The following is a 23,513-nucleotide window of genomic DNA, read 5'->3' as shown; positions in this document are numbered from 1 at the left end:
CTCGTGCCCTGCTCGTGCCCTGCTCGTGCTCCTGGGGCACGGGGCGCCGCGCCGGGTCGTGCGGCGCCGGAAGGGGGACGACGCAGGGTGGCGCGGTGTGACACCCCTAGAACCGGTCGGAGTTGGGGCCAGGGCCAGGGCCGGAGTCGAGAGGGAGGTGGAGGCCGAGGTCGAGGTGGCCGAGTTTGTCGGGGTTGATGACGGCGTCCACCTCCGTGATCCGCCCGGCGTGGACGGTGAAGGCGAACACCCCGGCCTGCTCGCCCACCGGGTCGACGAAGACCAGCCCGGTGGCTCCGTTGACCTCCGCCAACGCGACCCGCAGTCCCTGCCGTTGGGCGCCACGGGTGACCAGGCCCCGCACATAGCGGGCCACCTTCTCGCGGCCCAGTACCGGCCGGCGGGCGCTACTGACCTTGCCTCCGCCGTCCGAACGCCAGACGATCTCCGGGTCGAGGACGGACAGCAGCGCATCGAAATCGCCGCCCATGACGGCGGACAGGAAGGCCTCGACGGTGCGGCGGTGCTCCGCGCGGTCGACGGTGCGGCGCGGCGCCTCGGCCCGTACCCGCTTGCGGGCGCGGGAGGCCAACTGCCGTACGGACTCCGGGGTGCGGCCGACCGCCTCGGCGATCTCCGGGAAGGGGACCGCGAAGACGTCGTGGAGGATGAAGGCGGTGCGTTCGGCCGGCGTCAGCCGCTCCATGACGGTGAGCAGCGCCATCCCCACGGATTCGTCGAGCGTCACCCGGTCCTCGGGGCCGCCGGGGCTCCCAGGGCTCCCGGCGCCTGCCGCGACGAGGGGCAGCCGGCCACCGGTGCCGTCGAGCAGCGGCTCCGGCAGCCAGGGCCCGACATAAGTCTCGCGGCGGGCGCGGGCCGAGCCCAGCAGGTCGTAACAGATGCGGCTCACCACGGTGGTGAGGAAGCCGCGCGGGCTGGCCACCGGCTGATCGTCGGGCAGCGCCTGCCAGCGCAGCCACGCCTCCTGCACGGCGTCGTCGGCATCGGTGACCGTCCCCATGATCCGGTAGGCGATGGCCCACAGCCGCCCGCGCTGCTCCTCGAACTGCGCGAGCCGGTCGGTGTTCGGCGCGGGCCGGTCAGCTTCCTGCGCGAGCCGGACGGCGTCCCGCTCCGGCCGGTCGGCGTCCCGCGCGCCCCTCGCTCCGTCCGGCCCCGTCCCCGTCTCCGTCTCCGTCCCCGTCTCCGGCTCCGGCTCCCGCCCCGGCTGCGTCATCGTCCGTTCCTCCGCTTCCGTTCCGGCCCTTCGGCATCCGCCCCTTACGACGAGGCAGGCGGTCGGAGTGTGACAGTCAGGTCGAGCGCGTAGGCCTCCGGAACAGGTTCTTCTTCAGCGGCGCTTCTTGGGCCGGGACTTCTTGGCGGCCGGATTGCCGGTACGGGCGCCGCGGCGGCGTTCGTACCGCTCACGGGCCGCGGTGTACTCGGCGCGGCGCAGCTTCTCCCCCGGGGCCTCGACGAGACTGCGGCAGAAATAGGCGAGCAGCGAGCCGATGAAGCCGATCAGCATCAGGCCCTGGGACGACGTGTCGGCCGCGCTCCGGGCGGCCGGAGCGCGGCGGCGGACGAAGCCGTCCCAAGTACGGCGGAAGGCCAGGGCGCTGCAGATGGCGAAGCCCGCGACGACGAGAATGCCGACGAACGGGCCGACGGCGGCGATCTCCAGGCCCTGGAACGCGAAGCGCAGCACGACCGCCCCGGCGGCGGCGAGCGCGAGCGAGCCCACCGCGACACCGGCCCGGCGCAGGCCGTAGCCGCCGTCGTGGTGGACCCAGGTGGTGCCGAAGAACCGGATCTCCGCCGGCTCGGGGACGCCACGCTCGGGCGCCCCACGCTCGGGGCCGTCACGCTCGGGCGCCCTGCTCCCGCTCCCGGGACCGCCGGGCTCCGAGCTTGCGGCAGGCGTCTGGTCCTCGCTCATGGCAGTGATTATCTACGGCGGGTCCGGTTCCAGCGGTGCGGTGGTGGTGGCGGCGGTGCGGTGGTGGCGGCGGTGTGCTGAGTGGCGGCGGTGTGCTGGGTGGCGGTATGGCAGTGGTGCCGCGACGTGCGCGGCCGCGAGCCTGTGTGCCCCCGCCGCCGCGTGGCGCTCCGGTCCCGCGCCTCAGCTCGTGCAGCGCGGCGCGACCATGCCGCTGCTGCCCGTCCGGACGTAGGCGTCGGAGACGTACTGGCCGGCCCCGATGCTGTCCCAGATGTCCGAGGTGCCGTACGGGCCGCTGACCGACTGCCCGTGCCGCTGGCAGCGGATCTGGACCCGCGCCCCCTCCGCCAGCTGGCGGACGACCGGGTAGTTGGTGCCGGGCCCCTGGCGGACCTTGAGGCGGTAGCCGGGTGCGACCGGATAGGTGGAGCCGCCGGCCTCGGCGGCGGCGAGCATCTGCTCCCCGGCCGGTTCCACGGAGCCGAGATCGTCCTGAGTCGTCATGCTGTTCTCCCCCGTTCACGAAGCGCGTGACGGCGCTCCTGATGATGCCCGCGCCAAGCGGCGGCGCGGTTCTGCCACGGCACGCTAGCAAGCCTCACTCCTTTCGTACGCGCCATCGACTAGGCTCCGCGCGTCGCGTCTGCGACCGAATGGCAAGGGCACAACACGGGGGTGGAACCATGCCATCGCTGCGCAGTTCCGGGGTCGGCCCGGAAGCGGAGCATCCGGAATACGCCGGCCAGTACCGCCTGGAGGCGCGGCTCGGCTCCGGCGGCATGGGCGTGGTCCACCTTGCGCGCTCGGCGTCCGGACTGCTGCTCGCGGTCAAGGTCGTCCATGCCGAATTCGCCCAGGACCCCGAGTTCCGCGGGCGGTTCCGGCAGGAGGTGGCCGCCGCCCGGCGGGTCAGCGGGGCCTTCACGGCACCCGTCGTGGACGCCGATCCGGACGCCGAGCGCCCCTGGATGGCGACCCTCCACATTCCCGGTCCGACCCTCTCCGATCATGTGAAGCGGAATGGTCCGCTGGCGGTCGACGAGGTGCGGCGGCTGGCCGCGGGGCTCGCCGAGGCGCTGCGCGACATCCATCGCGCGGGAGTGGTGCACCGCGATCTCAAGCCCGGAAATGTGCTGCTGGCCACCGACGGGCCGAAAGTCATCGACTTCGGCATCTCCCGGCCGTCCGACAGCGAAATGCACACCGAGACGGGCAAGTTGATCGGTACGCCGCCGTTCATGGCGCCCGAACAGTTCCAGCGGCCGCGCGAGGTGGGACCGGCGGCGGATGTCTTCGCACTGGGCTCGGTACTGGTCCATGCCGCCACCGGCCGCGGCCCGTTCGACTCGGAAAGCCCGTATCTCGTCGCGTATCAGGTGGTGCATGACGAGGCCGATCTGGTGGGGGTGCCGGCCGAGTTGGTGCCGCTGATCGAGAGCTGCCTGGCGAAGGACCCGGCGGACCGGCCGACGCCGGGCGCATTGATGGAGCTGCTGCGGACGGATGCGCCGCGGAGTGCGCCGCCGGGTGCGCCGCCGGGGACACCACTGGGCGTCGCGCTGCCGACGGGCACGCTGTCCGGGGGATCGGTGCCGGACGGCTTGCTGCCGGGCGGACTCGTGCCGGACGCGGCGGTAGCGGACGCGGCAACAGCCGGTGTGGCGGCGGACGGTGCGGCAGGCGCGAACGGTGCGGCAGGCGCAGACGGTAGGGCAGGCGCGAACGACGCGGCAGGCGCGGACGACGCGATGCCGGACGGCGCTGTGCCGGCGGTCCGGATACCGGAACAGCGGCAGCCAGAGCAGCGCAAGCAGGCACCTCCCGGGGCCGAGCGGCCCGTGTCCGTGCCCGCACCTGCTCCCGGCCCCGCGCCCGCACCGGCCTCTCCCGTACCCGCTCCCGCTCCCGCTCCCATCGAGAGCCCGGCCGATGCCGGCCCCGTGGCCTCGGAGGGACACCGTCCCACCACCACCGACCGCCCCACCCGTCCCCATTCCCCTTCTTCCCGGCGCTGGCCCCTCTGGGCGGCACTCGCCCTGGTCGTGACCGGCGCCGGGGCGTTCGCGGGCGTCCGCGCACTGGCAACGGGCGAGCAGGGGGCGGACCCCGCCCTGCAGACCCGTCCGTCGCACCCCGACCGCACCGCCTTCCACCCGTGGCGGACCACGCTCGTCGAGCGCGCCCCGGGCCACGACTCCGAAATGCCGTTCTGCACCACCGGATCCGGTGCGCTCTTCTGCGGCCAGTCCGGCCTCCAGGCCGCCCGGCTCGATCCGGACACCGGCCGGCCGGCCTGGCAGCGCACGGAGCGTCGCCCCCAGGGCAAGAACGCCGCGCAGTTCGCCGCCTCCCCCACCCCACCGGTGCTCTCCGGCGGGCTGCTGTACGTCTTCTCCGCCGACAGCAAGCGGCTGAGCGCCCTCAACCCGTCGGCCGACGGCAAGGGCGCCACCCGCTGGACGAAGGACGTCTCCGGATACGAGGGCCAGACCAGGATCGTCGGGAACCGCATCCTGCTGACCGCGGCGGACGGCACGGTCACCGCGCTGGACAGCGCGACCCACCGCCAACGCTGGCACAAACGCTTCCCCGGCCACCACCTGCCGATCTTCTCCTCCTTCGGCGACCCGCACACCGCCTACGCTGCCGAGGGCACTCCCGACGGGACCGGCACCCAGGTCACCGCCATCGACCCGGCGGACGGCAAGGTCCACTGGACGCGGCGGCTGCCCGGGACGCTCACGGCGGCCGGTACCGGAACGTCCGGGGCGCTCTATCTGACCGCCACCGACCCGACGTTCACGAACCGCACCACCGCCGTCCTCCGCTACGAACCGGCCACCGGGCACACCCGGCGCCTCCCGCTGGTCACGCCGCTCGACCAGGTGGCCGCCGTGGTGCACGGCGAGTCGGTGTATCTGCTCGCCGAGGGCGGCGCGCTGCAGGCCGTCGGGGAGCGGAAGTGGGACACCGAGACCTCGGTCAGCCGGGGCTCGGCGCCGGTGGTGAGCGGCGACCGGCTGTATTTCACCGCGGCGGACGGCCGGCTGCTGGCGATCGACACCCGCAACGGCGGCCTGCTCGGCCAGACCCCGCCACGGCTCGACGGCCGCCGCCACAACGGCTATCTGCAGATGCTGCCCGCCCCGCAGGTGGACGCGCCCCACGACCGGATCTACGCGGCCGCCCCGAACGGCACGGTCTTCGCCGTCGCGTCCCGGGACCCGGCCGCCTGGTGACCCCCGGGCCGCGCACCGCCCGGGGCATGGCAACTACAGGCACAGGCTTCCCGTCGGACACCCGGCACGGCGACGGCCTCCGGCACCGGGCTGCCCTTGTTGCACCTCGCGTGCCTGCCGACATGGCACGCCGGGGACACGTACGGGACGCGCGCGGTCACCGGGCCGCCCGGTCGAGCACGGCGATGAGCCGGTGCGTCGTCTCCAGGTTGCAGCGCCCCAGCTCGATCAGCGGGCGCGGCTGCGTGTAGCCGTACGACACGGTGTCCACGCCGAGTGACGGCAGCACGATCCCCTTCCGCTTGAGCGCGGCCGCCAGCTCGGCGCAGGCCGTTTCGGCCTCTTCCCTCTTGTCGCCCGCCGCCCGTCGTTCCGCCGTCATCCTTTGCCGCTCCCGTCTGCCGTTTTCCTGCCTGGAGGACCGGAGCGCAACTACTGTGTGTGTTCCGGCCCTTACGAGAATGGGCCAGAAAAAGGGCGCGAATGCCGCGTGCAGGCCGCATTCCGCGACCACGCACCGTTAGTTCCACACCTTCCACGGAGGAGGTCGCGATGCCGCCGAGGCGAGCGGTCACCGGTCGCAGTCAGGAGCCACGCCAACGATTCATCGAAGAGCTGCGATTACTGCGCGCACAGAAGGGCGTCAGCCTGCGGCAGCTCGGCGAGGCCCTGGGCTGGGATTGGTCCCTGTTCGGCAAGATGGAGAGCGGCCAGACGATCGGCAGCCCGGAGGTCGCGCAGGCGCTGGACCAGTACTACGGGACGAAGGATCTGCTGCTGACGTTGTGGGAGTTGGCGGCGGGGGACCCGAAGCAGTTCAAGGAGCGGTATCGGCGGTATATGGCCTTGGAAGCAGAGGCCGTGAGCCTCTGGCACTTCGGAGTCAGTACCGTTCATGGGCTCATGCAGACAGATGAGTACGCCCATGCCCTGCTCGTGGTGGGCGGAATCAAAGGTGACGAGCTGACGCGGCAGGTTCAAGCACGCGCAGGACGCCGCGAGTTGCTGGTGGGCGAAGATGCACCGCCCTTTCGCACCATCCTGTCCGAAGCCGTATTACGGACAGCGCTGGAGGACCCTGCGCAGTGGCGGAAGCAGCTGGAGAGCCTGAACAAGGCGGCGGAGCGGCCGAACATCACGCTTCAGGTCCTCCCCCATGGATCACGGCTGCATGGCTTGGTGAGCACCGACGTGATGTTCCTGCGGCTGCCGGACGGTCGCACGGCGGCTTACACGGAGAACGCCCATCATGGCGAACTCATCGAGGAAATCGCCTCGGTTGAGCGTCTGCAACACGCGTACGATGCGGTTCGTGACCTGGCGTTGAGCCCGGTCGAATCGCGGAAGTTCGTCATGCGGATGTTGGAGGAAGTGCCGTGCGATCCATCGACCTGAGCAACATCACCTGGCGCAAGAGCACCCACAGCAACCCAGACGGTGGCGCCTGCCTCGAAGTCTCCGACGACCTCCTGACCGCCGCCACGTGGCGCAAGTCCAGCTACAGCAACCCGGACGGCGGCAACTGCCTCGAGGTAGCCGACAACCTCCCCGCCCTCGTCCCCGTCCGTGACAGCAAGGCCCCCCAAGGCCCCGCCCTCCTCTTCGAGGCGTCCGCCTGGTCGTCCTTCGTCACCGCCGTGAAGAGCGGGGCGCTGCCCGGCGCCTGACGCCGCCGCGCCCCCGCACCCCACAGACCGGCCCCCGTCGCTCGCCCGCGACGGGGGCCGTCGCCGTAGCGCCGGCATCGGCAGCCGCCGACGGGAGTCAGCACCAGGCAGTGAGGTCGTATACGACCTGACAGCGGATATCGGAGACCGGGCGCCGGAAACGTTCGAGGTCGTGTGACGACACCAGTGCCGGGAAGATCATGTTGACGGTCCCACCGCGTGAGTCGACCTTCCCCGCCTCGTCGCGCATACAGAAGTCGAGCCCCCAGACCGCGCCGGTTTCCGTCCATCTGACGTAGTACCGGGCGTACCGCTCGTCGACGAGCATGAAGCCGAGCAGGCGCCACTCCCCCTCACCCGCTTCCTCTTCCCCGTCTTCGGAAAGGTGCACCGGGTCGTTCGCCGAACCGAGGGAGAGCAGCGGTAGGTACACAGCGTCCGCCAAGGCGAGGGGCGGATCATCGACGGTACGGAGGAAGTGACGTCGGGCGTCGCGTACCGGCACCGCGAACCCCTCGTCGGGGAAGGGCGGACCGAGAGACTCGCGCCGGGCGACGCACGCACGTAGTGCGGCGATGAAGTAATCGTGGGGGATTTCCTCGCCGTCATCGTCGAGCAGCGGGATCTCCAGGGCATACGAGGTGCCGAGGTCTTGGCCGTCCCACAGGACGACTCTCGCCCCGCGATCGATTTCTGTCGGCGGGAGAAACCCCCGCAGCACCTGCGAACCCGGCGTCAGAGGGGAGGCCACGAACTCTCGCAGCCTCCCCAACAGGCTCTCCAGGAGAACGTCGCGCGGGGGCCGGTCGGCGGTGGGGTCGTCCTCAACCACGGTGATCGTTTCTCCCTGGGATCGCGAATCAGACGGTGTTCACGACGTCAGGGCAGCGGTTGACGCCCTGGCAGAAGGCGGTGATCGTACCGATCTTGCCCTTGCGTCCCGGCAGCTTGTAACGGCCGTCCTCGGTCTGCCAGTGCCACCAGGAAATCACCCTGATCTTGGCAACCGTGTGCCCGTCCTTGAGTACCACGGCCCCGAACTCCTTACGGTAGCCCTTGCCGGCCTCGGGGTGCTCGTTGTATGCCGCCTTGACGACCTTCTCGTTATGGATGTTGTGAGGGCCGGAGAAGTGATTCCAGCCGAGCTTGCTGTTCCCCCATCGGGTCGGGATCTCTCGCCCATGAACGTCGCGACTGTTGAATTTATTGGTGTGCCACGCGTGAGCCGTGACGGATTCGGACGTGGTCGCCGCCCGGCCCCGCAGTGGGCTGACGGCTGCTCCAATCGGCTTCGTCAGCGCCTTCGTCCCGTACAGGCGAGCGAACTCGGCGTTGGAGAGAACGACGGCTTTGGAAGGTCCCGTCTCCGCTGTCGCAGCCTGGGCGGTGAGAGGCATCAGAACTGTCGCGGCAAGAGCAATCCCCATGGCCTGACGAGCAAACGTCATGCAGTCCCCCTGGACGTCTTTGCGGCACTCTCAGTGGTCGACGAAACAAGCGGAGGAGTGCCAGGTCCACCGTTCCGCAGGGCCATTGGAACATCACAGGGCCCTCACCCTTCAACCCCAATTCCCGTGCGTGTCATGGTGGTTGGGTGGCCGATAAACGGAACGGGCCGCATGAATGCAGATGGGTAGCCATCGCTGTTCTGATGCCAGTACGGCTCATGGGAAATGATGCGCCCTTTATGGCGGGAATGTGCGCACCGCATCGTGCCAAGCATCAGTCCTTCGTGGCGCAGTGGGCGGCCCGCCTCCTCCAGCGAACTGCTGACAGCCACCTCGTAGGCCCTTCACTGGCCGGGCCGTGGCAGCCGACAGAGCGAAGCACGGTGCCGGCGGTCGTATCCCGCGACCGCCGGCACCGTGCGGTGTCCTGCGTCTTGCCCTGCCGTGCCGGGTGCGCCCCGGGCCCGGGTCAGCCCAGCTTGCTCACATCGCGCACCGCGCCCTTGTCGGCGCTGGTGGCCATGGCCGCGTACGCGCGCAGCGCCTGGGAGACCTTGCGCTCGCGGTTCTTCGGCGCGTAGACGCCTTCGAGGGCCAGCCGGCGGGACTCCAGCTCGACCTCACCGACGAGGAGTTCGATGGTGCGGTTCGGGATGTCGATCTTGATGCGGTCGCCGTCCTCGACGAGGGCGATGGTGCCGCCGGAGGCCGCCTCGGGGGAGGCGTGGCCGATGGAGAGGCCGGAGGTGCCGCCGGAGAAGCGGCCGTCGGTGACCAGGGCGCAGGTCTTGCCCAGGCCGCGGCCCTTGAGGAAGGACGTCGGGTAGAGCATTTCCTGCATGCCGGGGCCGCCCTTGGGGCCCTCGTAGCGGATGACGACGACGTCGCCCTCCTTGACCTGCTTCTTGAGGATCTTGTCGACGGCCTCTTCCTGCGATTCGCAGACCACGGCCGGGCCCTCGAAGGTCCAGATGGACTCGTCGACGCCGGCGGTCTTCACGACGCAGCCGTCCTCGGCGAGGTTGCCCTTGAGGACCGCCAGGCCGCCGTCGACGGAGTAGGCGTGTGCCAGGTCGCGGATGCAGCCGCCCTCGGCGTCCACGTCGAGGCTGTCCCAGCGCTCGGACTGGGAGAAGGCGGTCGCCGAGCGCTTGCAGCCGGGGGCCGCGTGCCACAGCTCGACGGCCACGTCGGACGGGGAACCGCCGCGCACGTCCCAGGTCTTGAGCCATTCCTCGATCGAGGCGCTGTGCACGGTGTGCACGTCCTCGTTGAGGAGTCCGGCGCGCCACAGCTCGCCGAGGATGGCGGGGATGCCGCCGGCCCGGTGCACGTCCTCCATGTAGTACGTGCCGCCCGGCGCGACGTTCGGGGCGACCTTGGCCAGGCAGGGCACCCGGCGGGAGACCGCGTTGATGTCCTCCAGGTCGAAGTCGAGACCGGCTTCCTGGGCCGCGGCGAGCAGGTGCAGGATCGTGTTCGTCGAGCCGCCCATGGCGATGTCCAGGGCCATGGCGTTCTCGAAGGCGGCGCGGGTGCCGATGTTGCGCGGCAGGACGGTGTGGTCGTCCTCGTCGTAGTGCCGCTTGGTGATCTCGACGACGGTGCGGCCGGCGGTCTCGTACAGCGCCTTGCGGGCGGTGTGGGTGGCCAGCGTCGAGCCGTTGCCGGGCAGCGAGAGGCCGATGGCCTCGGTCAGGCAGTTCATGGAGTTGGCGGTGAACATGCCGGAACAGGAGCCGCAGGTCGGACAGGCGTTCTCCTCGATGCGGAGGATGTCCTCGTCCGAGATCTTGTCGTTGACGGCGTCCGAGATCGCGTCGACCAGGTCGAGGGTGCGGACCGTGCCGTCGACGAGGGTCGCCTTGCCGGACTCCATCGGGCCGCCGGAGACGAAGACCGTCGGGATGTTGAGCCGCATCGCGGCCATCAGCATGCCCGGGGTGATCTTGTCGCAGTTGGAGATGCAGATCAGCGCGTCGGCGCAGTGCGCCTCGACCATGTACTCGACGGAGTCGGCGATCAGGTCGCGGGAGGGCAGGCTGTAGAGCATGCCGCCGTGGCCCATGGCGATGCCGTCGTCGACCGCGATGGTGTTGAACTCGCGGGCGATGCCGCCGGCCTCGTGGATCGCCTCGGAGACGATCCGGCCGACCGGCTGGAGGTGGGTGTGGCCGGGCACGAACTCGGTGAAGCTGTTGGCGACGGCGATGATCGGCTTGCCGAAGTCCTCCCGCGCTACGCCGGAGGCCTGCATAAGGGCTCGGGCGCCGGCCATGTTGCGGCCATGGGTAACGGTGCGGGACCTCAGCTCGGGCACGATGGTCACTCCCTCGGGATTACGTCCGTACGACCGCCGGTGCCGGTACCCGGGCCCTGCCGTGCGGCGGTGCCTCGTACCGGGCGGCGTCATATATCAGCTCCCGTCGAGATTACGCCTCTGATCCAAGATCTGGACAGTCTCTCCGGGATGTGAGACGGCTGACCGTAGTACGGACAGTGGGGTGCGCGCCGTTTCTCCAGGTGAGGGGTGGCGTTCGGGCACCTGGGGCCGCCCCCGAGCCGGTTGTCAGGGACGCGTCGGGGCCGTATCGGGTCCGGGGGGCACGCCCGGTCGCCGGAGCCGCCCCCGGCCTCGCCTGCCGGGGCTGCGTCAGATCGGCCGTCAGGGCTGCGTCAGATACCGCTGGAGCGTCGGTGCGACCATGGCGATGATCTCCTCCGGGTCCGCCGACGCGACCGGGTCCATCTTGATCACATAGCGCAGCATGGCGATCCCGATGAGGTGCCCGGCGGCCAGTTGCACCCGGAACTGCGGGTCGGGGACGTGCAGTTCGCCCGCCACCCGCTGCAGCATCCGCCGCTCGATGAGCCCGCGCAGCACCGCCGCGGCCTTTTCGTTGGTCAGCGCCGAACGCATGATCGCCAGCAGGGCCGGCCGGCTGACCGGGTTCTCCCAGATGCCGAACATGAAGCGGGCCATCCGCTCGCCCACCGCTTCACCGCCGCCCGCGATGGCCTCCGGCATGGTCAGCGCGGGCGCGAAGGTCAGCTCGATGGCGGCCTCGAAGACCTGTTCCTTGGTGCCGAAGTAGTGATGCACCAGCGCCGCGTCCACCCCGGCCGCCTTGGCGATGCCCCGGACCGAGGTCGTGTCGTAGCCGCGCTCGGCGAACTGCGTACGGGCCGCGGCCAGAATCCGTTCCCGGGCGCCGGGACCGGCCTCGGCGGCGGCGCGGGCCGGGCGGCCCCGGCGGCGGGCCGGTGCGGGCGGCGGGCCGGGCGCGAGGGCGTCGTCCGGCCCCTGCCCGCTGCCGCTCACGAGCCCGGGACCCAGGTCGGCGAGGCGAGATGCAGCCGGGTGAAGGCCAGCGCCTCGGCCAGGTCGGCCTCGCGTTCGGCCGCGGACATCGCCCGCCGGGTGTTGACCTCGACGACCACATGGCCCTCGAAGCCGGTGGCCGCCAGCCGCTCCAGCATCGCGGCGCAGGGCTGGCTGCCGCGCCCCGGCACCAGGTGCTCGTCCTTGGCGGAGCCGTTGCCGTCGGCGAGATGGACGTGGGCCAGCCGGTCGCCCATCCGCTCCACCATCTCCAGGGCGTCATTGCGGGCGGTGGCGGTGTGCGACAGATCGACCGTGAAGTGCCGGTAGTCGTCGTTGGTGGGGTCCCAGTCCGGGGCGTACGCGAGCATTTCGCGGTCGCGGTAGCGCCACGGGTACATGTTCTCGACGGCGAACTTCACGTCCGTCTCGTGCTCCATCCGCCACACCCCGCGGACGAACTCCCGCGCATAGCTGCGCTGCCAGCGGAACGGCGGGTGCACGACCACCGTCGAGGCGCCCAGCTTCTCCGCGGCGGTGCGGGCGCGCTGGAGCTTGACCCAGGGGTCGGTGGACCAGACCCGCTGGGTGATCAGCAGACACGGGGCGTGGACGGCCAGCACCGGCACACCGTGGTAGTCCGAGAGCCGGCGCAGGGCCTCGATGTCCTGGCTGACCGGGTCGGTCCACACCATGACCTCGACGCCGTCGTAGCCGAGGCGCGCGGCGATCTCGAAGGCCGTCGCCGTCGACTCCGGATACACCGAGGCCGTGGACAGCGCGACCTTCGCATCCGGGATGCGCACCACTGGCTCTGTCACGAAGGACAGCGTACGGGCCGAGGCCGGGCGCGGGGCAGGAGGTCCGGCGACCGCGGCCCCCGGTCGGAGGAGGCGGGGGACGGTGCGACAGGGGACAACGGCTGTGGCGGGCCCCGCCGGGGCGTGACGAGTCTCACGAAGGCCGGCGCGGCCGGCCTTACGGGCGGCGGCCCGGCATGCCGTGGCGGCCGGCCCGTAAGGCAGCCCCCTACGGCAAGTGGTCCAGCCGCCGCAGAATGACGCCCTCACGCAGCGCCCACGGGCAGATCTCCAGCGTCTCGACCCCGAACAGGTCCATCGCCGCCTCGGCGACCAGCGCCCCGGCGAGCAGCTGCCGCGAGCGCCCCTCGGACACCCCGGGCAGCGTGCCCCGCTCCGCCGCGGACATCCCGGCCAGCCGCGGCACCCACTCCTCCAGCTTCTTCCGGGTCAGCTCCCGCTGGACGTACAGCCCCTCCGCCGAGCGCGCGGCGCCCGCGATCCGGGCCAGCTGCCGGAAGGTCTTGGACGTGCCGACGACCCGGTCGGGAGTGCCGTGGCGGCTGAATTCGCTCACCACCTTGGCGATCTCGGCGCGCACCCGGCGGCGCAGCGTCCGGACGTCCTCGGCCTCCGGCGGGTCGCCGGGCAGGTCGCCCGCGGTCAGCCGGCCGGCGCCCAGCGGCAGCGAGACCGCCACGTCCGGGTCCTCGTCCAGGCCGTAGGCGACCTCCAGCGAGCCGCCGCCGATGTCCAGCACCAGCAGCCGGCCGGCCGACCAGCCCAGCCACCGGCGGGCGGCGAGGAAGGTCAGCCGCGCCTCGTCCTCACCGGACAGCACCTGCAGCTCGACCTCGGTCTCCAGGGCGACCCGGCGCAGCACGTCCTCGCCGTTGGTGGCCTCGCGGATCGCCGAGGTGGCGAACGGCAGCACGCTCTCGACACCCTTGTCCTCGGCCACCTGGAGCGCTTCGTGGATGGTGGCGACCAGCCGCTCCACCCCCGCATCGCTTATCGCGCCCGCCTGGTCGAGGAGTTCGGCGAGGCGCAGCTCCGCCTTGTGCGAATAGGCGGGCAGCGGGCGCGCGCCCGGGTGTGCGTCCACCACGAGCAGATGGACCGTATTCGAACCCACATCGAGGACACCGAGTCTCATACGGGGAAACCTACTGCGCGCACCCCGCACTCCTGTCGGCACGGTCCGCACCGCGACGCGCCTTAGGCTGGAGTCGTGGCAAAGACGAAAAAGGCGAAGCACGAAAAAGCGCGCACCAAGGAAGAAAAGCGGCGCTCTCAGGCGACTGAGGGGGCGCGGTCCCCGAAGGAGGCCCCGGCCGACGAGGTCGGCCTCGACTTCGCCCGCGCCTGGGTCACCTTCCCGGACCCGGCCGACGACGAACAAATCTTCCGCTGCGACCTGACCTGGCTGACCTCCCGCTGGACCTGCATCTTCGGCAGCGGCTGCCAGGGCATCCAGGCCGGCCGGGCGGACGACGGCTGCTGCACGCTCGGCGCGCACTTCTCGGACGAGGAGGACGAGGAGCGGGTGGCCCAGCACGTGGCACGGCTCACGCCCGAGGTGTGGCAGCACCACGACGTCGGCACCACGACCGGCTGGACCCAGGAGGACGAGGACGGCGAGCGGCAGACCCGGCGCTGGGAGGGCTCCTGCATCTTCCAGAACCGCCCCGGTTTCCCGGCCGGCGCGGGCTGCTCCCTGCACATCCTCGCGCTGCGCGAGGGCCGCGAGCCCCTGGAGACCAAGCCGGACGTCTGCTGGCAGCTGCCGGTCCGGCGCACCTACGACTGGATCGACCGGCCGGACGACACCCGCGTCCTGCAGGTGACGATCGGCGAGTACGACCGGCGCGGCTGGGGCCCCGGCGGCCACGACCTGCACTGGTGGTGCACCTCCGCGACCTCGGCGCACGGCGCGGGCGACCCGGTGTACGTCTCGTACAAGCCGGAGCTGACCGAGCTGATGGGCAAGAAGGGCTACGCCAAGCTCGCCGCGCTGTGCGAGGAGCGGCTGGCGGCGACGCTGCCGATGGCGCCGCACCCGGCGGACCCGAAGCCCCCGAAGCCCTCCAAGCAGTCGAAGAAGTCGGAGCAGTCGGAGAAGTCGGAGAAGTCGGAGAAGTCGGAGAAGTCGGGGCAGAAGTAGCAGCAGAAGCGGGCGCGTGTCGGGGCCGTGCGGGCCGACGCGGCCCCGGTGTGTCAGGCCCCGGTGCGCTCAGGCCCGGTGCGCTCAGTGCCCGGGGGCGTCGCGGGCGGGGCGGGTCGTGTTCGACGGGGTCGAGGACGGGTCGGGGCCGGTCGGCTTGGGGGTCGGCGACGGAGGCGTGGGGGTGGGCGCCGGGGACGTCGGGGCCGGCGTGGGGGTCGGCGCCGGGTGCGACGGGCGCGGCTTCGGCTTCGGCTTCGCCGGCGTCGGGCGCTGCGGGCCGGGGACCGGACCGGTCACGCCGTGGCCCTTCATCGTCACGGCGGTGCCGCCCGGCTCGATGGCGATCCTGGCGCGCCAGGGGCCCGCGGGCTCCCGGTCGTGGTCGATGTCGACCGTGATCGTGGTGGACTCGCCCGGCCGCAGCGAGCCCGCCGTATGGCTCAGCTGCAGCCAGGCCGCGCCCGCCGAAGCCCGCCAGCGCACCGGCGCCCGGCCCGCGGCGGCGAGCGTGATCACCGTGGTCCGGCCGCTGGGCTGCGCGGCGACCGTCAGCCGGCCGGAGCCCGACTCCGCGCGGCTGCCCGGCTCGCCCGGCCGCTGCGGGGTGCCGTCCGCGCTGGTCACCTCGACGGACACATCGGGCGTCCCGTCGCCGGCCCGGAAGCCGGGATCGGGCGTCGTCCGGGCATTGCCGGCGTTCTCGTACGGGCGGCCGCCCAGCCGCTCCCCGGTCTGCGTGTCGCTGGCCGTCACCGAGGGCGAGACGTCCGCCGCCTCATCGGTGACGGGGCTGCCGTGGTACGCCGCCCACAGGGCCAGCAACGGCGCGGCGATCACCGTGGCGACCACGGTGGTGGTCAGCGCGCGGCCGCGGAGCCTGCGCCGGCGGGCCACCCGGTCCGTCGGGGGGCCGACGGGAAATCCGTTGCGGTCATAGCGAGGAGAACCGTTTGCCCCACCGGTCCGGCCGCCGTGTGCCGCACCGGCCACGCCCTCCGCGCGGCCCGATTTGGTGCGCCGGGCCGCCGCCAGCGCGCCGAGCACGGCCTCGCGGGGCGCGGCGACCAGCGGCAGCGCCCCCCGGGGCACCGGCGCGGTGCCCGGCCAGGTCCCCGGGGCGGTGGCCCGCTCGGCGGTCCGCCGGCACTCGGCGCAGTCGTCGACATGGCGCACCAGCTCCCGGCTCAGGGCCGCGCCCAGCAGCATCTGGGTGTCCCCCGCCAGCTGTGCCACCTCGCGGCAGCGGCCGGACTCGACGACGGCCAGGGCCGCCCGGGTCCGCTCCACCTCGCAGGAGGCGGTGGCCAGCAGCGCGCGGGTGGGCACCGGGTCGGCGCCGAGCACCGCGGCGACCTCGTCGGCGGACAGCTGATGGCGCACCGAGAGCTCCAGCGCCTCGCGCTGCTCGGGAGTGGTGCCGGCGGCCTCCGGCCAGGCCAGCGCGGCGAGTTCACGCTGCCGGCGGTCGGCTTCGCCAGTCGCCGGGCCCGGGGCTTCGGCCGTGGCCGCGGCCGGGCCGGTGGCTGCGGCCGCCGGGTCCGTCGCCTTGGCGGCCGGGCCGGTCCGTTCGGCGAGCCGGCGCAGACAGGCCCAGCGGGCCAGCGCGTAGAGCCAGGAGCGGTGGCGGCCCCGGTCGGCGGGCCGCCTGCCGTGGTGCCGCTCGGCGAGCGCCAGCATCTCGCCGAGCACCGCGGTCGCCTCGTCGTGGTCGCACAGCACCGACAGGCAGTAGGTGAACAGCCCGTCCAGGTAAGGCTCGTAGGGGTCGGGGCGCTGGTCCGGGGGGCGTGCGGCGTTGGGTCCTGGCCGCTCGGACGGCTCCGGCCGGCTCCGGCGCCGGCCGTCGCCGCGCGACCGGTGTGCGCCGGTGGAGTGCGTGGGGTGCTCGGGCCTGCTGCTCATCACCCGGCGACGGTAGGCGGATGATGCAGCCGGTCTTGCTCGCGTTGGACACTTTTAACCCTTACGGGTGACCTTCTCCCTCAAAAGAGGACACGAATGGCCCTTTACACCGCGGGCGCGCTCCGTCTGCGCCACTCGGGCGGCGCAACTGCCGGCGAGGGAGCCGCCCCTGCCGCAACCGGCATCTCCCGTCCGAGGACCCCGCTCCTGAAGGGCTCGGGCGAGGGCTCGGGCGGGCGTTGTCGGACCCCGCCGCTACGGTGACCCCATGGCAACGCGTAAATCCTCGGGCAAGGAGCGCCCCTCCTACCGCTGTACGGAGTGCGGCTGGACCACCGCGAAGTGGCTCGGCCGCTGCCCCGAATGCCAGGCGTGGGGCACGGTCGAGGAGTTCGGCGGCGCCCCCGCGGTGCGCACGACCGCACCAGGCCGGGTCACCACCGCGGCCCTGCCCATCGGCCAGATCGACGGCACGCAGGCCACCGCCCGCTCGACGGGCGTGCCCGAGCTGGACCGCGTCCTGGGCGGCGGGCTGGTCCCCGGCGCGGTCGTGCTGCTGGCCGGCGAGCCCGGCGTCGGCAAGTCCACCCTGCTGCTGGACGCCGCCGCCAAGTCCGCCTCCGACGCCCACCGCACCCTGTATGTGACGGGCGAGGAGTCCGCCAGCCAGGTCCGGCTGCGCGCCGACCGCATCGGCGCGCTCGACGACCATCTGTATCTGGCCGCCGAAACCGACCTCTCCGCCGTCCTCGGCCACCTCGACACGGTCAAGCCCTCGCTGCTGATCCTCGACTCCGTGCAGACCGTCGCCTCCCCCGAGATCGAGGGCGCCCCCGGCGGTATGGCCCAGGTCCGCGAGGTGGCCGGCGCACTGATCCGGGCGTCCAAGGAACGCGGTATGTCCACCCTCCTGGTCGGCCACGTCACCAAGGACGGCGCCATCGCCGGTCCGCGCCTGCTGGAACATCTCGTCGATGTCGTCCTGCACTTCGAGGGCGACCGGCATGCCCGGCTGCGCCTGGTCCGCGGCGTCAAGAACCGCTACGGCACCACCGACGAGGTCGGCTGCTTCGAGCTGCACGACGAGGGCATCACCGGTCTCGCCGACCCCTCCGGCCTCTTCCTCACCCGCCGCGCCGAACCCGTGCCCGGTACCTGCCTGACGGTGACCCTGGAGGGCCGCCGCCCCCTGGTCGCCGAGGTTCAGGCGCTCACCGTCGACTCCCAGATCCCCTCCCCCCGGCGCACCACCTCCGGCCTGGAGACCTCCCGGGTCTCGATGATGCTCGCCGTACTGGAACAGCGCGGCCGGATCAGCGCCCTGGGCAAGCGCGACATCTACAGCGCGACGGTCGGCGGGGTGAAGCTGACCGAGCCCGCCGCCGACCTCGCCGTCGCCCTCGCCCTCGCCAGCGCCGCCAGCGACACCCCCCTCCCCAAGAACCTCGTCGCCATCGGCGAGGTGGGCCTCGCGGGCGAGGTCAGGCGGGTCACCGGCGTCCAGCGGCGGCTGTCCGAAGCGGCCCGCCTCGGCTTCACCCACGCCCTGGTCCCCTCCGACCCCGGCAAGATCCCCGACGGAATGCGGGTGCTGGAGGTCGCCGACGTCGGAGCGGCCCTCAGCGTCCTGCCCAAGCGAGTGCGCCGGGAGGCCCCACAGGAAGAGGGCGCACGCCGGTAGACTTTGCCCTGGTCTCGCCCGTCACCGCAGAATTGCCTGTCGGCCACGTACGCTCCGCTGGTACGTCAACACAGCATGGGCCGGGCGGCCTGCGGACCGACAGACCTTGCGACGGAGGAGTGCAGTGGCAGCCAACGACCGGGCATCGACTTCCGGCAGGTCCGGTGGAAGCTCCGGCACCGAGAGCCTGATGCGCGCCACGCTGAGCGCCGTCGCGCCCGGTACCGCCCTGCGTGACGGCCTGGAGCGCATCCTCCGCGGCAATACGGGCGGGCTGATCGTGCTGGGCTTCGACAAGACCGTCGAATCCATGTGTACCGGTGGATTCGTCCTGGATGTCGAGTTCACCGCCACGCGGCTGCGCGAACTGTGCAAGCTCGACGGGGCGCTGGTCCTCGACAAGGACATCACCAAGATCCTGCGGGCCGGCGTCCAGCTGGTCCCGGACGCCTCCATCCCCACGGAGGAGACCGGCACCCGCCACCGCACCGCCCAGCGCGTCTCGATCCAGGCCGGCTTCCCGGTGGTCTCCGTCAGCCAGTCGATGCGCCTGATCGCCCTCTACGTGGACGGCGAGCGCCGCGTCCTGGAGGAGTCGGCCGCGATCCTCTCCCGCGCCAACCAGGCACTGGCGACCCTGGAACGCTACAAGCTCCGCCTGGACGAGGTCGCCGGCACGCTCTCCGCCCTGGAAATCGAGGACTTGGTGACGGTCCGCGATCTCACCGCGGTCGCCCAGCGCCTGGAGATGGTCCGCCGGATCGCCACGGAAATCGCCGAGTACGTCGTCGAGCTCGGCACGGACGGCCGGCTGCTCGCCCTCCAGCTGGAGGAACTGATCGCCGGCGTGGAGCCGGAGCGGGAGCTGGTCGTCCGCGACTACGTCCCCCAGCCGACCGCCAAGCGCTCCCGCACGGTCGTCGAAGCGCTCGCCGAGCTGGACGCCCTCAGCCACACCGAACTCCTCGAACTCCCCACCGTGGCCCGTGCATTGGGCTACAGCGGAGCCCCCGAGACGCTGGACTCCGCGGTCTCCCCGCGCGGCTTCCGCCTGCTGGCGAAGGTCCCCCGGCTGCCCGGCACGGTCATCGAGCGCCTCGTCGACCACTTCGGCGGGCTGCAGAAGCTGCTCGCCGCCAGCGTCGACGACCTGCAGACGGTCGACGGCGTCGGCGAGGCCCGCGCCCGCTCGGTCCGCGAGGGCCTGTCGCGGCTGGCGGAGTCGTCGATCCTGGAGCGGTACGTCTAAGAGCGGTACGGCTGAAGGGCGGTACGGCTGAAGGGCGGTACGGCTGAAGGGCGGTACGGCTGCCCCGTACCGGGGCCGGTCTGCGCCGTCCCTCACCGGCCAGGGGTCAGCCGGCCCGCCGTAGCGCCACCGCCTCCTTCGCCGGGTCCAGGCCGAGTACGGGCCGGTCCGGGCGCTGCGGTGCCACCCCGCCGACGGCCTGCAGCCAGGCCCAGGTATCGGCGACGGTCTCCGCGACGGGACGGCAACGCAGCCCGGACGCCAGCGCCTTGGACACCTCGACACCGAAGACCGCGTCCCTCAGTTCACCGGGCGCCAGCCAGCCCGGGAGCTCGATCCACGGCTCGATACCGGCGGCGAGGACGTCCTCCGGAGCGGTCCAGCGCAGCTGTGCGTCCGCGCCGGTGACCTTCGCGCAACTCTCCAGCAGCTCGCCCATGGTGGCGTGCCCGGCCTCGCTCACCAGGTTGTACGGCCCGCCGAGCCCGGCCCGCAACGCGTCGGCCGTCCACTCGGCCAGGTCACGGACATCGATGTACTGCAGCGCCATCCCCCGCGGCCCCGGTGCCAGGACCGTGCCGCCACGGGCGATCCGCCCCAGCCACCACGGCAGCCGCCCCACGTTCTCGTAGGGCCCGAGAATCAGCCCCGCACGCACCAGCAGCGCCCGCTCCCCGAACGCCTCGACCGCGGCCAGCTCACCGCCCCGCTTGGCCTGTGCGTAGTCCGCGGCATCGGTGGCACCGGCGGATCCCGTCACCAGCGGCGCCCGCTCATCGAGCCGGGCCGTGGGCGGGAAGGCGTACACCGAGCTGCTGGAGACATACGCATACGTCCCCGCCCGCCCGGCCAGCAGCCGCGCACTGTCCCGTACCGCCGACGGCGCACCGCTCCAAGTATCGACGACGGCGTCCCACTCCCCCTTTTCCAGGGCCGCGAGCCCCGCCGCGTCCGCACGGTCGCCGTGCAGCACCGTCACGCCCTGTGGCGGCGCGTGATTCCCCCGGTGGAACACCGTGACCTCCCAGCCACGCGCCAGCGCCGCCTCGGTGACCGCCCGCCCCACGAACTCCGTCCCGCCCAGCATCAGTAGCTTCATGGCGGCAACTGTGCCGGACGGCACCGCGGGCCACACCGACGCTCGCTCCCGGCGAAATCGCCACGGGCGGAATGCGCGGAGGCGCGCGGGCGGCTCTCCCCGGCCTCAGCGCCTGGCCGAGCCCCTGGCCTCAGTCCTCGGCCAGCACGAACGACGTATGGACCGCTTCCAGCCCCGGCACCTTGGCCTCGATCAGGTACTTGCCGGCCGGCACCGTGGCCGGGCTCAGCGTTTCGCACTGCGGACCGCTGGCCCGGCGGTCCCACACGATGGTGCGCTTCACCGATCCCTTGGCCGGGACCTCCAGCAGCGCGGGCCGGGTGCCCGACGGGCAGTCGTTCGAGGCCCACACCCGGTCGTCGCCCGCGGTGTCGGTGATGGTGAGGACCGCGGCCTTCTGCCCGAGATCCACCTTGCAGGCGTCACCGGACCCGTTCTTGACCGTCAGCTCGAACTTCGGCCTGGCGTCCGGCGCGTAGGACTTCTTGACGCTGTGCAGCACCAACTCCGCCTTGCCGGATACACAGTTGGGAAGCGAGGAGCCGGCCTCGACGGCGTTCTTGCCGGAGCCCTGGCCGATCGGCCCATTGGGAACGGAACCCGAACCGCCGCTGCCGGCACCGGAGTCACCGTTGGACGCGTCACCGTCGCCGCCCGCGGAGCCCGAGCCACCGCCGGAGCCCGACCCCGAGCCCGCGCCGCTGCCCGACTCATCGCGCCCGCCCGGCTTCTGGCCGTTCACCGGTCCGCTGGGGAAGGTCCCGGCGTGATGGACGTCGCGGGCCCGTTTCCGTGGGGCCCCTTGCCCTCGTCGTCGCTCTTGCCGCCGATGCCGCCCCAGTTGAGGGCCCACACGACGAGCACGGCGAGCAGTACGACGATGGCCAGCGCAACGGCCCTCCGCCGCCAGTAGATGGAGGACGGAAGCGGCCCGATCGGATTGCGCAGTGATCCCACGCGGAAACTCTACGAGAGATCGGCCGCCGCACAGGCCAGTACCCGCCGCTTCCTGCTGCAACTTTTCGCATGATCGGCCCGGAGGCGGCTCGGATCGGCCCGGATCGGCCCGGATCGGTCAGGAAACGCTTCCGGGGCGACGGAGTGGAGGTGACACGGGGGGGCCGGCACCCCCCGCGTCACCCCGACCTCAGGAACCCGGACGCCACTCCTCCTTGTGCCCGAAGCCCTGCCCGTTGTCGATCAGCCGCAGCCAGTCGGGGCGCAGCTCCCACAGGGTGGTCCGCTCCAGGGCGTGGCGCAACCGCTCGCTCTCGGCGACGAAGGGGAAGCGGGACAGGTAGACCCGCCAGCCCGCGGCCCGCTCGGCGCCGGTCAGGGGGCGGCAGCCGCCCCGGCCCTGAAGCCCCGTCAGTCCGCTCCACTCCTGGCCGTCCCGCTGCGCCGTGAAGGCGGCGCGGGCGCCGGGCGCCGCCAGCGCCCGGCCGTGCCGCGTCGTGGTCGCGGTGACGAAATACAGCACGGGCCCGGCGCCGCCCGCCCCGCCCGTCCCCCCGCCGCTCTCCGGGTCCGTCGCGTAGAGCACCGCGCAGGCGCCCGGCCCGTCCTCGTCCGCGTACGCCAGCGTCATCGTCGTGTGCGCGGCGAGCGCCCGCCGGATCGTCTCCGGGCAGGGCGACCCGCCCGTACCGCCGCTGTCCTGTGCACCGCTCGTCTCCGCCATGACCGCATCCTCGCCCGCCCCGGCCGGCCGGCGCGCGCCGGGCCCCCGCTCCGGTCGCCGCCGGGACGTCTCATACCGCCGGTAACCGCCACCTGTGCGCCCCCGGCCGTCCTGCGTGCGGGTGGGCGCGCGGCGGGGCGGGCCCGGTGCGTTTCCCGGGCGACCCCGGACGTGCCAGGATCGGCAGTGCCATGACTTCGACGCCTGTCACCACCACTGCCACGACCGCCGCCACCGAGAACGCTTCCGCCGCCGACGCGGCCGCGGGAGCCGCCGACGGGACCGCGCTGCACGGCCCGGTCACCGACTGGTTCGACGAGCACGCCCGCGATCTGCCCTGGCGCCGCCCCGAGGCGGGCGCCTGGGGTGTGATGGTGAGCGAGTTCATGCTGCAGCAGACCCCGGTCAGCAGAGTGCTGCCGGTCTACGAGCAGTGGCTGGCCCGCTGGCCGCGCCCCGCCGACCTGGCCGCCGAGGCGCCGGGCGAGGCGGTCCGGGCCTGGGGCCGGCTCGGTTATCCGCGCCGCGCCCTGCGGCTGCACGCCGCCGCCTCCGCCATACAGGAGCGGCACGGCGGCGACGTACCGCGCGAGCACAGCCAGTTGCTGGCGCTGCCCGGCGTCGGCGAGTACACCGCCGCCGCGGTCGCCTCGTTCGCGTACGGACAGCGGCACGCCGTGCTGGACACCAATGTGCGCCGGGTGTTCGCCCGCGCGGTGGCCGGCCGCCAGTTCCCGCCGAACGCCACCACCGCGGCGGAGCGCAAACTCGCCCGCCAGCTGCTGCCCGAGGACGAGAACCTGGCGGCGCGCTGGGCGGCGGCCACGATGGAGCTGGGTGCGCTGCTGTGCACGGCGCGTGCTCCGGAGTGCGGGCGCTGCCCGATCGCCGCGCAGTGCACCTGGCGCCTGGCCGGGTCCCCGGCGCACGACGGCCCGGCGCGTCGCACCCAGACGTACGCCGGTACCGACCGCCAGGTGCGCGGCAAGCTGCTCGCCGTCCTGCGCGAGGCGGTCACGCCGGTGCCGCAGCAGGCGCTGGACGCGGTGTGGGACGAGCCGGTGCAGCGGGCCCGGGCACTGGACGGCCTGGTCTCGGACGGTCTGGTGGAGCCGCTGGGCGGTGGCCGCTATCGGTTGCCGCTCACGTAGCGCTGCCGTCATCCGTACGGGAGAACCTGTAAGAGAGAAGAAGGGCGCGGTCACTTCGGCGGCCGCGCCCTTCCGCGTCCCCGACGGTGTGACGTCTGACCCCGTGTCACCTTTCGCGCCGGATGACCGGAAAGTGCCCCTGATCCGACCGGAAGGAGA

The 23,513-nt window shown here is 72.5% G+C and carries 20 protein-coding genes and 1 pseudogene; 7 read left to right on the top strand and 14 right to left on the bottom strand.

All coding sequences use genetic code 11. The features are described 5' to 3' along the window. Positions 1-106: 106 nt before the first annotated feature. The 3 genes from sigJ to CFW40_RS20290 form a co-directional block, all read right to left on the bottom strand. Complete coding sequence (sigJ, locus tag CFW40_RS20300; RefSeq protein WP_088799234.1) at positions 107-1,240, bottom strand: RNA polymerase sigma factor SigJ; 1,134 nt, start codon at positions 1,238-1,240, stop codon at positions 107-109. A 114-nt stretch (positions 1,241-1,354) separates the two neighbouring features. Next, complete coding sequence (locus tag CFW40_RS20295) at positions 1,355-1,945, bottom strand: hypothetical protein (protein WP_088799233.1); 591 nt, start codon at positions 1,943-1,945, stop codon at positions 1,355-1,357. A gap of 183 nt (positions 1,946-2,128) precedes the next feature. Next, on the bottom strand, positions 2,129-2,452 hold the full coding sequence (locus CFW40_RS20290) for a peptidase (RefSeq protein ID WP_088799232.1): 324 nt from the start codon (positions 2,450-2,452) through the stop codon (positions 2,129-2,131). 179 nt (positions 2,453-2,631) lie between these two features. On the opposite strand from CFW40_RS20290, the gene CFW40_RS37170 reads away from it, so the two are divergent. After that, entirely contained in the window at positions 2,632-5,187 is a 2,556-nt protein-coding gene (locus CFW40_RS37170) for a serine/threonine-protein kinase (protein WP_176956441.1), read from the top strand. Positions 5,188-5,344: 157 nt separating this feature from the next. Here CFW40_RS37170 and CFW40_RS20275 read toward each other — a convergent pair whose 3' ends face one another. Beyond that, on the bottom strand, positions 5,345-5,569 hold the full coding sequence (locus tag CFW40_RS20275; protein WP_088799231.1) for a hypothetical protein: 225 nt from the start codon (positions 5,567-5,569) through the stop codon (positions 5,345-5,347). A gap of 170 nt (positions 5,570-5,739) precedes the next feature. Here CFW40_RS20275 and CFW40_RS20270 point away from each other — a divergent pair, with 170 nt between their 5' ends. After that, positions 5,740-6,582 (top strand): helix-turn-helix transcriptional regulator, encoded by an 843-nt coding sequence (locus tag CFW40_RS20270; RefSeq protein WP_088799230.1) that lies wholly within the window; start codon positions 5,740-5,742, stop codon positions 6,580-6,582. Continuing rightward, complete coding sequence (locus CFW40_RS20265) at positions 6,564-6,854, top strand: DUF397 domain-containing protein (protein ID WP_088799229.1); 291 nt, start codon at positions 6,564-6,566, stop codon at positions 6,852-6,854. Before CFW40_RS20270 ends, CFW40_RS20265 begins: the two co-directional genes overlap by 19 nt. 97 nt (positions 6,855-6,951) lie before the next feature. Here CFW40_RS20265 and CFW40_RS20260 read toward each other — a convergent pair whose 3' ends face one another. The 6 genes from CFW40_RS20260 to CFW40_RS20235 form a co-directional block, all read right to left on the bottom strand. Further along, a complete protein-coding gene (locus CFW40_RS20260) occupies positions 6,952-7,686 on the bottom strand; it encodes a hypothetical protein (protein ID WP_088799228.1) in 735 nt (244 codons plus the stop codon). 28 nt (positions 7,687-7,714) lie between these two features. After that, the gene (locus tag CFW40_RS20255; protein ID WP_143034549.1) at positions 7,715-8,302 is read right to left on the bottom strand and encodes a hypothetical protein; all 588 of its coding nucleotides are present in this window, start codon (positions 8,300-8,302) and stop codon (positions 7,715-7,717) included. A gap of 469 nt (positions 8,303-8,771) precedes the next feature. Continuing rightward, positions 8,772-10,622 (bottom strand): dihydroxy-acid dehydratase, encoded by a 1,851-nt coding sequence (gene ilvD, locus CFW40_RS20250; protein WP_088802238.1) that lies wholly within the window; start codon positions 10,620-10,622, stop codon positions 8,772-8,774. Between the two features lie 345 nt (positions 10,623-10,967). Beyond that, complete coding sequence (locus CFW40_RS20245) at positions 10,968-11,624, bottom strand: TetR family transcriptional regulator (protein WP_088799226.1); 657 nt, start codon at positions 11,622-11,624, stop codon at positions 10,968-10,970. Further along, on the bottom strand, positions 11,621-12,445 hold the full coding sequence (locus tag CFW40_RS20240; RefSeq protein ID WP_176956442.1) for a sugar phosphate isomerase/epimerase: 825 nt from the start codon (positions 12,443-12,445) through the stop codon (positions 11,621-11,623). Before CFW40_RS20240 ends, CFW40_RS20245 begins: the two co-directional genes overlap by 4 nt. A 208-nt stretch (positions 12,446-12,653) precedes the next feature. Continuing rightward, the gene (locus tag CFW40_RS20235; RefSeq protein WP_088799224.1) at positions 12,654-13,580 is read right to left on the bottom strand and encodes a Ppx/GppA phosphatase family protein; all 927 of its coding nucleotides are present in this window, start codon (positions 13,578-13,580) and stop codon (positions 12,654-12,656) included. A 75-nt stretch (positions 13,581-13,655) separates the two neighbouring features. On the opposite strand from CFW40_RS20235, the gene CFW40_RS20230 reads away from it, so the two are divergent. Continuing rightward, entirely contained in the window at positions 13,656-14,588 is a 933-nt protein-coding gene (locus CFW40_RS20230) for a hypothetical protein (protein WP_088799223.1), read from the top strand. 84 nt (positions 14,589-14,672) lie between these two features. Here the strand turns inward: CFW40_RS20230 and CFW40_RS20225 are convergent, their stop codons facing one another. Continuing rightward, positions 14,673-16,493 carry a sigma-70 family RNA polymerase sigma factor gene (locus CFW40_RS20225; protein ID WP_088799222.1) on the bottom strand — a complete coding sequence of 607 codons (1,821 nt, stop codon included), beginning with the start codon at positions 16,491-16,493 and terminating at the stop codon, positions 14,673-14,675. A 268-nt stretch (positions 16,494-16,761) separates the two neighbouring features. On the opposite strand from CFW40_RS20225, the gene radA reads away from it, so the two are divergent. After that, entirely contained in the window at positions 16,762-18,174 is a 1,413-nt protein-coding gene (gene radA, locus CFW40_RS20220) for a DNA repair protein RadA (RefSeq protein ID WP_088799221.1), read from the top strand. Between the two features lie 124 nt (positions 18,175-18,298). After that, a complete protein-coding gene (disA, locus tag CFW40_RS20215) occupies positions 18,299-19,423 on the top strand; it encodes a DNA integrity scanning diadenylate cyclase DisA (RefSeq protein WP_088799220.1) in 1,125 nt (374 codons plus the stop codon). Positions 19,424-19,529: 106 nt separating this feature from the next. Here disA and CFW40_RS20210 read toward each other — a convergent pair whose 3' ends face one another. The 3 genes and pseudogenes from CFW40_RS20210 to CFW40_RS20200 all read right to left on the bottom strand — a co-directional run bounded on the left by CFW40_RS20210 (position 19,530) and on the right by CFW40_RS20200 (position 22,203). Then, positions 19,530-20,522, bottom strand: coding sequence for an NAD-dependent epimerase/dehydratase family protein (locus CFW40_RS20210; protein ID WP_088799219.1), 993 nt, complete (start codon positions 20,520-20,522; stop codon positions 19,530-19,532). Positions 20,523-20,652: 130 nt separating this feature from the next. Next, positions 20,653-21,479: pseudogene (locus CFW40_RS20205) on the bottom strand (hypothetical protein). A 190-nt stretch (positions 21,480-21,669) separates the two neighbouring features. After that, a complete protein-coding gene (locus CFW40_RS20200) occupies positions 21,670-22,203 on the bottom strand; it encodes a pyridoxamine 5'-phosphate oxidase family protein (protein ID WP_088799218.1) in 534 nt (177 codons plus the stop codon). A gap of 191 nt (positions 22,204-22,394) precedes the next feature. Here CFW40_RS20200 and CFW40_RS20195 point away from each other — a divergent pair, with 191 nt between their 5' ends. Continuing rightward, positions 22,395-23,354 (top strand): A/G-specific adenine glycosylase, encoded by a 960-nt coding sequence (locus tag CFW40_RS20195; RefSeq protein WP_088799217.1) that lies wholly within the window; start codon positions 22,395-22,397, stop codon positions 23,352-23,354. Positions 23,355-23,513: the final 159 nt, after the last annotated feature.

Origin of the sequence: Streptomyces sp. 2114.4, from assembly GCF_900187385.1 — a bacterium.
Taxonomy (GTDB): domain Bacteria; phylum Actinomycetota; class Actinomycetes; order Streptomycetales; family Streptomycetaceae; genus Streptomyces; species Streptomyces mooreae.
The sequence above is the reverse complement of the archived record's forward strand: the minus strand, read 5'-3'. Positions and strand labels throughout refer to the sequence as shown.